This window comes from Betaproteobacteria bacterium, from assembly GCA_009693245.1.
GTDB lineage: Bacteria > Pseudomonadota > Gammaproteobacteria > Burkholderiales > SHXO01 > SHXO01.
This window is the reverse complement of the sequence record SHXO01000100.1, coordinates 1-10911: the sequence shown is the minus strand read 5'-3', so window position 1 is coordinate 10911 and position 10911 is coordinate 1. Positions and strand designations below refer to the sequence as shown.

Below are 10911 nucleotides of genomic sequence, written 5' to 3'. Positions count from 1 at the left end.
CCCCAGTCGTAACGAACAATGGATTTTTCACATAAATTATTATCACTATTCGCATCAATAATAATTAATAATTACAATAATTATACCCTCCGCCACGCGATCCTCGGCAAATTCCTTCGCTTTCGCCGCTGCCCCGCTGTGGGTGGCGAATTCGTAAATCAAGCCGCGATCGGGATCTGAAACAACCCGCCACAATGGTTTTACCAGCCATAGCGGTCGATCCCGGTCCGGTTGACTAGATTTCTCCACCCGCAGGGAAAAGGACAATTGCCCGAAATCTGTCCAATTAACCGGAGCCACCTCTATATTTGCCGGCGGCAAACTGGCAGCCAATATTCCGATGAGGCTGGTGCGCTCGGTGGCTGGTGCGCTCGGTGGCTGCGGCGATTTTTGCCTTGCTCGGTGTGGCGGCTTTGCTGGGTGCTGGTGCTAGGCTGGGTTTCTAAGGAGAATGAAGATGCACACCGAGGACCTATCCGGCTGGATTTATGGCTGGCAGTGGCTCGACCCCGTGATCACGGATCTGCACGTCTGGCGGGTGGGAAAGAAGGTCTATTCGTGCGCGCTCCCGCGGGTCACCCACGATGCGTCGCTGACCCCGGAGGTCAATCGCAAGCGCCTAGCCATTTACGAGGAGATCTTCCGCTCCGCCATGGAGATTCATCTGTGTTCGGACGCCATGCCTCCCGCGGAGGCGGCTCGCCCGCGTGCGGAACTTAAAGCATCCCTTCCCCACGCAACTTTGACTTCCCCAAGGACTGGCCAAGCACGCACTCCAATGGGTTATGCTTGGCCGCCGCAGCGGTCAACGGTCCCGCGAGAAAAACAGTTCCGTTAGCAGCCAGAGCGCGGAGCGTTCGTCGGGGTCTTTTCTCCGCGCTTCGATCCTGCACGACTTGTCCTGAACGCACCGGTTCACGTCTGCGCTCACCTTGCCGCACAGCGCCGTGTTCGGGCTCGAGCATTTGGGAGATGCGCCATTGGATTTGTCCGCTTGGGCCGCGCCCGCGAACAGCGCGGCGCTCACCGCGATGGCGGCCAGAACTTGATGTTTGAACTTACGATTCGGGTACATAGTTTTTTCCTTCGGCCGTTGATCACGACGGCGATGGACGCTTGGCCGTTTGAGCGCACTTGCCGTGTCGCACTGGCATCTTCGTGATCCAAAGCGCAACACGCACGCTCCAAGGTTTCGGATTCGCAACGCCGGAGCAAGCCATGCACATACGCGTTACGGAAACGCAACGCCTTGCTTGCGCTCATGCTATGGGCATATAGAATGCATGGGCGGTGATCGAACTGGCGGTGTCTTTCACCGGCTTGAAAGGCGCGGCTCTCAACGTACCGGCGGTGGAAACCGTTCCCGGTGCTTCGCGGGCTTCGCGCAACGAACAAAGGAGCGCTTATGCAAAGAGATTCCAAGGCGGCTGAGTTACTTGGGCGTTTACAGAAGGATCTGGGCACCACCCGGACAGTGAACGAGATCAACAAGAACGCGGGGGCCGTCCACGGCAAATACACGCGCTCGCACTTGCATTATTGGACGCAGATGAAGCGTCCGATTCCCGCCGATGTGGCCCTATGGATCCACAACGAAGCCTTTGTCAGGCTCACTCCCTGGGGCAGTTATGCCTTCCTGGGACAAAAGGCGCCCTGGTTGGAACTGGTGATGGATTCACTGCGAAGGCCCGATGCCAACCTCGATGCTGCCCTGGATCTGTTGTCGCGAGTGGAAAAAGCCGGGGACAATGTGCCGGAGCGCCCGGTTTCTGCGGACACTTGGGCCTGCGTGGCCGCCCTCACCGGCACGATTCTTCGCGTAAAGGGACGCGTGCCGGATGCGAAACAAGCCTTCGAACGCGCCGTCGCACTGGCACGCAAATCCGCCCCCGGTTTATTGCCCCGCTACGAAACCAACCTGTTGAACATCCGCCGCGAAATGCACTTTGGCGAGCGTAACCGGAAGCTGATGTCCGAGGACACCTACCGGGAATGCCTGAAGAGCATACTGGCGGAACAAAAGAACGTTCTTGAAAGAACCAAACTGGACGGTGATCGCACCCTGGCGATCAAACACTGCTTGCGCATGACGAGTTTGCTGGATGACCGGCGCGGCTTCACCCATTTCTTGACCGAAGCGCGAAAATGCAAAGGCTTCGGCGCGGCCCCGGAGGACCGAGACCGTGCTCTTGCCAGATTCATGAGCCCGGAGCATGACGAGGACGGGGATTTCGGGAACGCACGTGAGTATCGGTGCTTCATAGATTTGTTGGCCAACGACTGAGGAGACGCAGAGTGGACACGAACCGATTGAACACGACCCGATACGCACGCGCAAAGGAGTTTGTCATGAAGGGAACACTGAAATCGTTATGGGCGGCCATCATGCTGGCGGCACTGCAAGCGGCATCTTCGCAAGCGCTCGCCGTGGAGCAACCGGCGGTGGAAATCGCGGCCGGGAATAGCTTGTCCCATCATTCGCCTCAAGGCGGCGACTACGGAGTTTAGATTGCGTTGACATATGCCCCGCAGTACACATGTTTGCCGTCTAGGGAGATCCCACTCGCACCTTAACGGCTAAACACCCTGGCTTGGTTCCTGCTCTTTACGCCCCGTCCCTATGAGAGTATGACAAAGGAAAGAGATCATGAACAAAGCCATTCTTGGCCTCGGCGCCACCGTTCTGGTTACCGCGGGCGCGGGTGTTGGAGCGGCCTACTATCTAGGCACCAAGACACACGACCGGCTAGATGAGGTGACACACAAAATCGCCTCGCAAATTCCCTTCGCGAAAGTGGCCAAGATTGAACATGGCAAGGGAATCCTAAATTCCACTCGGACGACGACCCTTGAAATCGGATGTGCCGGAACCGGTGGGAAACCGCCCTTCTCCTTGCAAGTAAAGGAAAACATCCAGCACGGCCCGTTTCCCGGTTGGAATAGGGCCGCCCTATCGGTGATCGATAGCGAAATCGTATTGCCGCCACAAGCGCAGGAAGCCATCGGGGCATTTTTCAACGGTAAGCCACCCTACAGCACGCGCACGGTCATTGGCTTCGATGGCTCCTATCGACAAACCTTCTCGATTCCGGCCGGCCAGTTCACCACGCCCGACGGGTCGAAATTCATCTGGCACGGAATGACCGGCACCGTTTCAGGGCAAGGGGAAAATTCTCGTTACACCATGAATGCGACAAGCGCAGGTTTCGAGGCTAACAGCGAGAAAGACGGCGCTTCCTTAAAGATCGGCCGCATGCATCTAAAGGGCGAGGGCGAACTGGCACTAGATGCCCTATGGGTATCCACGGGGAAGTCGCAATTCATCATCGAGTCCGCGGATGCGGCATTCCCCAATCCATCGGGGCCAGCCTTTAACATGAAGATGAGCAAACTCCTATTGGACTCCGATACCACTTTACAGCAAGAGCTGCTCACCTCCACCTCCCGGTTCACGGCCTCCGCCGCTTTCAATGACGTCAAGTTGGACGAGATCGAAATGCAAGCATCCATGAAGCGCGTGCACCGCCCAACCTTTGCGAAGGTGATGCAGCACATATTCAAGACCGCTTTTACTTGCGGGGCGCTGCGCGACCCCAACGCGGGCGCTTCCATGATGCAGGCCATGCAATCGGACTTGATGCAATTACTACTGCACAACCCGGAATATGGGCTAGATAAATTACGCGTAGTTTACGCGGGCAAAGAAGCATCGGTGTCGTATACGCTAGGCGTCAACGGGGTTACCGCGGAGGACCTTAAGGGCCTACAGTTCGCCGCGATGATCCCCGTTCTGATGCCGAAGTTGGTGCTCAAGGCGGAAGGAAAGTTACCCATCGCGTGGATTGGGCAAATGATAAATGCAATGCCCCGTCCAGCGAGCCAATCCACCCTGCAACCCGAGGCGCTCGCCAGCCTGCTGCAAACCGCGGCGGCTCAAGGATGGATTATCAAAGAGGGCGAATACATTTCCAGCAAGTTCAACTTCAGCAACGGCCAGATGTTGCTCAACGATAAACCATTTCAGCCTCCGGTTCCCACCACCCTGGCTGATTCGTTCGCGAGCATGACGCAGTGACGGTGGCCACTCTATGACGGTTTGCGTCCGGTGATCATGGCGCGTACGAGGTTCTCGGCGTGGCGCCAACTGGTGTAGAGCACGCCGCCAACATGCAACCCAACCAGGCTCATCAACGCGTTGGAAACGGTCTTATGCAATACCTCGACCCATGCCTCTCCAAAGTAGGTCTCCGTAGTCAGCATCCAACCGCTGATACTTGCCGCCAGCACCGCGGCGAGTAGCGCGAGAACCATGATCGCGCCAGCAGGGTTATGGCCAATAAAGCGCGTCTCCCGCCGCTTGGCCATCGCAGCCAGGTAGGCCAGTAACGCCTTCGGCCCTGGGACGAACTGCGAAAACCTGGTGTAGCGCGTTCCCGTAATGCCCCATATCACGCGCGCGCATACCAACCCAAGGGCGAGGTAACCCGCAATTTCATGGGGCTTTTCACCAGCCTCCGTGAAAAAGAAGGCAGTGAACACACTCAGCGCCAGGGACCAATGGAATATCCGCACGAAAAGATCCCACACCAAGATAGTTCGGGAGCCTTCGGGCGCGGGATAACGAGATGGCATTACCCCCCTCGTTGCTTGACGATGCTCCCATCCACCGGGTCGAAATAGATTTCGACCTTCTTACCGTCCTTGTTTCGGCCGTAAATCTCGTAACAGCTACTGAGGACTTCAAAGCGCTTGATCTTGTAGCCTTGCGCCTCGAGTTTGGCCTTCATCTCCTTCTCACTCATCCATTTCTCCTTGGGTGCCTTGGTGCACTCAGGGGCCGCCAAGGCGGTCATGCTGGCCAAACTCAACACTGCGCAAGTAATACGCGTCACCCTATGCATTTTGGAGTTTCCTTCTCGTCCGGTGCATTCATGGTACACGCAACGAATTGCGTACAAGGCGAGCGCCAGAGCTAACTTGGAACGCTGATAGAATCTAGCGCCAATGAAAATCTTCCACGCAATCGTCCTCGCTATTCCCACGCTTTTTCTTGCCACGCCTGCCCTTGCAGCCGATTGGGAATATGTCACGGCCACGGGATCATCGAACGTATACGCCGATCTGTCGAGCGTGAAGGTGCGCAACGGAAAAAACAAATCGGCCTGGTTTTTGTTCGATCACTTGGATACACGTTTCGACGTTGAGTCAGCCCGCGTTTACAAGTCTTCCATTCATCTCATAGAAATCGACTGTGCGACGAAGCGTCTGGAGTGGTCGCGCATCGAAATGTACACGGGGCCGCTCGCGACAGGAGCCAAGGCCGGATCACGAAATATCGATACTCAGGCCGCCAATTTCATGGAGAGCGTGCAGAATAGCTCGCGTGAGTCGATGGTCCGTGCGATATGCGAATCTTCGTAGGGCGCATGGCGGCGCCCTGTCCAAGTGGCGCTAGCTTTTTTCTTTTCCTTGAAATCTCATGGCGCTCCGGGTGACACCCTTGGATCCCACGGCCACGATCTGCGACCCCAACTGGTCGTCTTGCTTGGCGGTGACGCGATAACGGCCCGCTGGCAGATTAACCATGATCCACGGGCCCTCGGCAGCGGCTTCGAAGACCAGCCTGCCATTAGCGTCGCGGATCGCCACTTCCGTATCCGCGGTTAACACCGCCTCGCCTTCGTGCTCGAAGGAAAGCCATAAGGTGTATTCATGTTGCACGGCGCGCATGGCATCGCGCTCGTCAGCGCCAACCCCTCCCGAGAGATAGACCACTCCATTCTGGGTGCGAGGTTCTAGGAGAAATTCTTCGTCTTCCGATGCCTAAATATTGAAACCCACCAAGAGCGAGACCGCCAAAACCGCGGTGATAACACGTCGTTTCATTGTTGCTTGACTCCCGAATTCTGTAAGTGTGACCTCCTTCCTCCGGTTAGCATGCCGCATAAACCAGGGCGGTGAAATCGTTGTAAGACCCGGATGTGTGCGTTCGTCGCATTCTCGCTACACTCATTGGTTTGGTACCGCTGCCGGGCCTTTGAAATGAAACTCCAAAAGGATGTAGCGCCGGCCAATCAGGTCCACGGTGCGGCTGACGGTTTCTCCCCTGTATTCCGCCTCGATGGTCCAGCGGCCGGAATCTGGCGTGAAGTAGAAAGCCGGACCTTCCGCCACGGCTTCGATTTGTTTCTTGAGCCTGCGATCCCACACCGTAACCTTCACGCCGGCCACATCCGGCCCTTCTCCTTCCGCCGTGAAGATGAGTTGCATGGGATATTTATTCGCCACCTTGGCCATGGCTTTGCGCCCCAATTCCCCCAGCCCGCCCGAGATATAGGAGAACCCGCTTTGTTTTCGCACCACCACCGGTGGAAGCTCTTCCTCATTCGCAAGGGCCGGAACGCCCGAAATGCCGGTCACCAGCATCGCGCCAAGCGCCCTCCACAATATCGGTCTATGTTTCATTCCTTACCCTTGTTCTCCGATCGTATGCCGCGCACTTGGAACTCCACCCGGTCCAATTCGGTTCCGTTGGCTTGATGCAAGCTCAAGACATGGCTTCCAGCTTGCGGTTCCCACGCAAGGATGCCACTGCCGTCGCCAAGGAATTGGTCGTTCAAACGCCAGGCACTTCCCGCCACTTGTGCGCTGGCCTGAAACAGCACGCGTTGTTGCGCACCTGGTATGTCGGGATCCAGAGCGATGATCTGCCCCGGCGCAGGATACACAATGCGGGTGCGTTGGGCGCCTTCTGGCTTGGCCGCAATATGAACCTCTCCGGTCCCCGCCAGAAACCACTCGGCGCGCGAAGGCTCGGCATCGCCATCGAAAGTGATCTGGATTTGCTCGATGCCAAGCGGCGGTGCCGGCCTTCCGTTGGGGATGCCGCGATGCAGATAGTTCATGACCGCCTGCCACAACGGCGCGGCGCCCGTGACTCCGGAAACGTCCCACATGGAAGTGCCTTCGAAGTTTCCAGCCCATACCCCCACGGTGTAACGCGTGCTGAATCCCACGCACCAGTTGTCGCGCATATCCTTGCTTGTGCCCGTCTTGACCGCCGACCAATAGCGCGGATTAAGGGGCGTATCCAGACCGAAACCCACGCTACGCGCCAAGGGGTCGGCGAGGATATCGGAAACGATCCAGGCCGGCGCACGTTCCAGGACTTTTTCGCCCTTCGGTTTGGCCTCCATCGTCAAGGACAATGGCGAGCGCCGTCCGCCATTGGCAAGCGTGCGATAGGCATTCACTAATTCCCAAAGCGTTACCTGCGCCGAGCCCAGTGCCAAGGAATAACCGTAGAAGTCCCCGTCGCGATCGATGTGATCGAAACCGAGGGCACGCAAGCGGTCCACGAAAACATCCGGGCCTAGCATGGCAAGGCTGCGCACCGCGGGCACATTCAAGGAACTGGACAAGGCCGTGCGCACGCTCACCAAACCGTGGAAATCCTTCTCGTAGTTTTGCCGCACATATAGACCGGCGGGAGTGACCAAATTCACCGGTGCATCCTCAAGCAACGAGGCTGCGGTGAGGATCTGTTTCTCCAAAGCTAACTGATATAGGAAAGGCTTGAGGGTGGAACCCGCTTGGCGCGCCGCACGAATGCCATCCACGAAACGCGTTTTGTCATGGATCGCGGCATTGCCTACGTAGGCCAGCACTTCCCCGCTGGCGTTGTCTACCACCAGCACAGCCACATCACCTACGTTTTGTAAGGAGAGATCGCGCAGCGTGCGCCGCGCCGCCTCTGTAGCAAAAGCTTGCAGATTGCCATCGAGGGAAGATTGCACTTCGCGGGCAGCTGGGGAGAGAAGCTGCCGCGCCACATGGGGTGCCAGCGCCACCGCCGGAACGATGTTGGGCGGAACACCCAAGGTGTCCAGGGCAAGGACGTTTAACCTCGCGCATTCGTATTTCGCGTCGCTTGCCCTGCCCAGCATGCAGGCACGCTTTGCTACCACGCCAGGTTGTGCATTGGGACCACGCAGTAAAGACGCCAGTAGCAAGGTTTCCGCTTCATTGAGGCCGCTGGGTTGCTTGCGAAAGATGGCGTGGGAGGCCGCCGCAACGCCCTGCACTTCTCCGCGAAAGGTAGACAGATTGAGATAAGCTTCCAAGATCTGCCGCTTGCTCCAGGTCTTTTCCAGTTCGCGGGCGGCTTGAATCTGGTCCCACTTCTGTCCCAGGGTGCGCCGCCCTCCGCGTAAACGTAGATCCGCGTTGAGCATGGCCGCCACCTGCATGCTCAAGGTGCTGGCCCCCCGCGGCTTACCGCGAACGGCATCCCAAGCTGCATCGCCGAGTGCCAGCCAGTCCACACCCACATGCTCGAAAAAGCGCTTGTCCTCCGCGCGCACGATGATTTCCACCACCTTGGGAGAAAGATCCGTGAGTGCCACCCAAGGCATGCGCCGGCCCTTCATGTCCACGCGCAATTGGTGTATCACTTCGCCATTGCGATCATAGAGCAACGCTTCGGTGCTGATGTGGAGGCGTTTGACCTCTTCAAAGGTCAGGGCGGAGGCGGAACTGGCGATCAGCCAGAGGAAAATACAGGCAATTCTCACTGCGCGGAAAACTCAAACTCACTTGGCACAAGGGAGCGCCAAGGTTACACGATCAGGGTATGGAAATGATGCGCTGGTTCGATTCGTCCCCGAGCGGTCCTTCGCTCGGCGACAACAAATCGGAAGCATCGGTGAAGCTTAGGAAGCTGGCTCGCGCGCGGGAGGCTTCGTGGATTAGCGGCCCAAGATTTTCTCGGTCTGCGCCACGATCTCCTGTCCCGTGGCTGAATCTAGAACCCATCCTCAATTTTTCATGGCCACCGATCTCATGCGGGTGGCGGTAGGGGTGATTTCCTCCAACTCCACCTCGATCTTGCGGCCTCTGGCGGTGGCCTTGAGAACTTCTCCCGTTTTCGTTTTTTCCGCCGAATCCAACTTGATACCCATGCGCTTGAGCGCGGCAATAGTTGCCATCTTGACTCGTAAAATCGGCTGCGAGAAAGTACGCTGGCTAGTACCACTGATGTGATGGCTGACGCCGAATCCGGCCCCAACAGATATGAGCCCGGTCGCGATGGCCGCACAACCTGCCATGGCCACCAAGACGGATATCAAGAGAAGTGCTAGGATAAGACTCATTGGCTGGGGCGCAGGGTGGAACGAATAATGGATCGTCTACAAGACCGCCACTCCTGTAAAGCAAGAGCCATGACCGTGGCCCAAACCGTAACACACCGCCTTGAGTTATAAGCGAATTCACCATCGATCACGTCGTTCGGTCAGGGCACGACACTGATTTTCTCGTTAGGAATCTCCGCGAACATCTCCGGAGCGCGACGCGATGCCATTGCCCCACACCAGCTTGATTTCCGCGCCATTGGGAAACCGGCGTTTGCACTGCAAGATCACCAGGGGTAGATCGTTGGGGTCCTTGAGCATGCGATCCATCCGCGATCCACTCAGGAACAGGCGCTGAAAACGGTTGAGAAATTCCGCACGGCCGTTAAGGATGGCCTCGCGGTCCTTGCCTTCAATCAGCTTGAAGCCGATTTTTTCCTTGATCCCCTTTACGTCGCACCAGGCATTGGCCAGCACGGATTCCGCGGTGTCATGGGTATCCAGGCCCAGGACAAAGGCTTGCTCCTCGTCTATCCGGCTACCTTCGTAGGGAAGCTGTTCAAGAATCGCCGGGCCGCCCGTGGTGAATTCAAAGCAGGCGGCCTCGAGCGGGGAGCCCGAATCGCTGGTCACCCCAGTCCGGACCGAGAAGCGGCAGCGCACACCCGCAGGTAGATCGTGCTCGAAATCGAACACCCAGTTCTTGGGATCGGCCCAGCGCCCGTTTCCTTTTTCCGCGCACTCGATGTCGAAGGGCTAGACCAGGCGCGGATCGCCGAAGGGGACCATGGGCTCGCTAAAGCGCGCCGTGACCTGGCGAACGCCTTTGACTTCACCTTGCGGGGCGAAGAACTCCACGCTCGCGGCGAAACTAGCCGCCGCGATTGCGGCCGCAAGGAGACAGAATAGCGTTCGAACCCATCCCATGGAATCCCCCCAAATTTGTGCCCGCGCCAGGAGCGCGGGGAATACGAGCCGATCGCTATCTTAACCCCAGGGGTTGCATGCCCGTGCCAAAACAACGAACGAGCCAATGCATGCTATAACGCCGCCTCATCTCTTGGAGGATCTCCGATGCGCATTGGTGTTTTCCACTTTCCCACCGACTACGGTATTGATGTGAGCGAGCTTGCGGTTGCCTTGGAAGCGCGCCGCTTCGAATCGCTGTTCGTGTGCGAGCACACCCACATTCCCACCAGCCGCCGAACGCCGTTTCCCAGCGGCGGTGAATTGCCGAAGCGTTATTCCCACACCCACGATCCCTTCGTCGCCCTATCCTTCGCGGCGGCGGCGACGAAGAAGTTGAAACTGGGCACGGGCATCGCATTGATCACCCAGCGCGATCCCATTGTCACCGCGAAATGCGTGGCGAGCTTGGACCAAATGTCCGGCGGACGCTTCATCTTTGGCATCGGTGCCGGCTGGAACGCGGACGAGATGGAAAACCACGGCGCACGCTACGACGCCCGTTTCAAGCTCATGCGCGAACGCATGCTGGCGATGCAAGCCCTGTGGACCCAGGAAGAAGCGCAGTACCACGGGGAGTTCGTCAACTTCGATCCCACCTGGCAATATCCCAAGCCCAGGCAAAAACCCTATCCTCCCGTATTTCTCGGCGGCGAGACCGACCACACGCTTGCCCGGGTAGCGGAATTTTGCGACGGGTGGTTTCCGCGCGCGCGCGGCGGGTGGGATCCCAAAACCGCCGTGGCGCGCCTGCGCAAGGCCGCGGAATCCGCGGGCCGCGATCCAGCCACCTTGTCCATCATCGTCTTTGCCG

The 10911-nt window shown here is 57.9% G+C and carries 14 protein-coding genes and 1 pseudogene; 6 read left to right on the top strand and 9 right to left on the bottom strand.

Going from position 1 to position 10911, the window contains the following annotated elements; genetic code table 11:
- Window positions 1-54: 54 nt before the first annotated feature.
- Window positions 55-333: a hypothetical protein gene (locus EXR36_14090; GenBank protein MSQ60727.1), complete on the bottom strand. Its 279-nt coding sequence runs from the start codon at window positions 331-333 to the stop codon at window positions 55-57.
- 29 nt (window positions 334-362) lie between these two features.
- Here EXR36_14090 and EXR36_14085 point away from each other — a divergent pair.
- Window positions 363-446 (top strand): annotated as a pseudogene (locus EXR36_14085) (UPF0016 domain-containing protein).
- 11 nt (window positions 447-457) lie between these two features.
- On the top strand, window positions 458-838 hold the full coding sequence (locus EXR36_14080; GenBank protein ID MSQ60726.1) for a hypothetical protein: 381 nt from the start codon (window positions 458-460) through the stop codon (window positions 836-838).
- Here the strand turns inward: EXR36_14080 and EXR36_14075 are convergent.
- A complete protein-coding gene (locus EXR36_14075) occupies window positions 806-1075 on the bottom strand; it encodes a hypothetical protein (protein MSQ60725.1) in 270 nt (89 codons plus the stop codon). The genes EXR36_14080 and EXR36_14075 overlap by 33 nt on opposite strands.
- A gap of 330 nt (window positions 1076-1405) precedes the next feature.
- On the opposite strand from EXR36_14075, the gene EXR36_14070 reads away from it, so the two are divergent.
- Together EXR36_14070 and EXR36_14065 are read left to right on the top strand one after the other, a co-directional pair.
- Entirely contained in the window at window positions 1406-2284 is an 879-nt protein-coding gene (locus EXR36_14070) for a hypothetical protein (GenBank protein ID MSQ60724.1), read from the top strand.
- Between the two features lie 363 nt (window positions 2285-2647).
- Window positions 2648-4075, top strand: a complete 1428-nt coding sequence (locus EXR36_14065) for a DUF945 domain-containing protein (GenBank protein ID MSQ60723.1) — start codon at window positions 2648-2650, stop codon at window positions 4073-4075.
- An 11-nt stretch (window positions 4076-4086) separates the two neighbouring features.
- On the opposite strand, the gene EXR36_14060 is transcribed toward EXR36_14065, so the two are convergent.
- Entirely contained in the window at window positions 4087-4632 is a 546-nt protein-coding gene (locus EXR36_14060) for a cytochrome B (GenBank protein ID MSQ60722.1), read from the bottom strand.
- Window positions 4632-4901, bottom strand: coding sequence for a PepSY domain-containing protein (locus EXR36_14055; GenBank protein ID MSQ60721.1), 270 nt, complete (start codon window positions 4899-4901; stop codon window positions 4632-4634). The genes EXR36_14060 and EXR36_14055 overlap by 1 nt, the downstream gene beginning before the upstream one ends.
- Window positions 4902-5004: 103 nt before the next feature.
- On the opposite strand from EXR36_14055, the gene EXR36_14050 reads away from it, so the two are divergent.
- Window positions 5005-5421, top strand: a complete 417-nt coding sequence (locus EXR36_14050) for a hypothetical protein (protein ID MSQ60720.1) — start codon at window positions 5005-5007, stop codon at window positions 5419-5421.
- Window positions 5422-5451: 30 nt separating this feature from the next.
- Here EXR36_14050 and EXR36_14045 read toward each other — a convergent pair whose 3' ends face one another.
- The 5 genes from EXR36_14045 to EXR36_14025 all read right to left on the bottom strand — a co-directional run bounded on the left by EXR36_14045 (window position 5452) and on the right by EXR36_14025 (window position 9827).
- A complete protein-coding gene (locus tag EXR36_14045; GenBank protein MSQ60719.1) occupies window positions 5452-5730 on the bottom strand; it encodes a hypothetical protein in 279 nt (92 codons plus the stop codon).
- 279 nt (window positions 5731-6009) lie between these two features.
- Entirely contained in the window at window positions 6010-6465 is a 456-nt protein-coding gene (locus tag EXR36_14040; GenBank protein ID MSQ60718.1) for a hypothetical protein, read from the bottom strand.
- Window positions 6462-8573, bottom strand: a complete 2112-nt coding sequence (pbpC, locus tag EXR36_14035) for a penicillin-binding protein 1C (GenBank protein MSQ60717.1) — start codon at window positions 8571-8573, stop codon at window positions 6462-6464. Before pbpC ends, EXR36_14040 begins: the two co-directional genes overlap by 4 nt.
- A gap of 243 nt (window positions 8574-8816) precedes the next feature.
- Entirely contained in the window at window positions 8817-9152 is a 336-nt protein-coding gene (locus EXR36_14030; GenBank protein ID MSQ60716.1) for a DUF3568 family protein, read from the bottom strand.
- Between the two features lie 165 nt (window positions 9153-9317).
- The gene (locus EXR36_14025) at window positions 9318-9827 is read right to left on the bottom strand and encodes a hypothetical protein (GenBank protein ID MSQ60715.1); all 510 of its coding nucleotides are present in this window, start codon (window positions 9825-9827) and stop codon (window positions 9318-9320) included.
- Between the two features lie 378 nt (window positions 9828-10205).
- Between EXR36_14025 and EXR36_14020 the strand changes: the two genes are divergently transcribed.
- Window positions 10206-10911, top strand: a 706-nt coding sequence (locus EXR36_14020; protein ID MSQ60714.1) for an LLM class F420-dependent oxidoreductase, incomplete at its 3' end; no start/stop codon positions are given.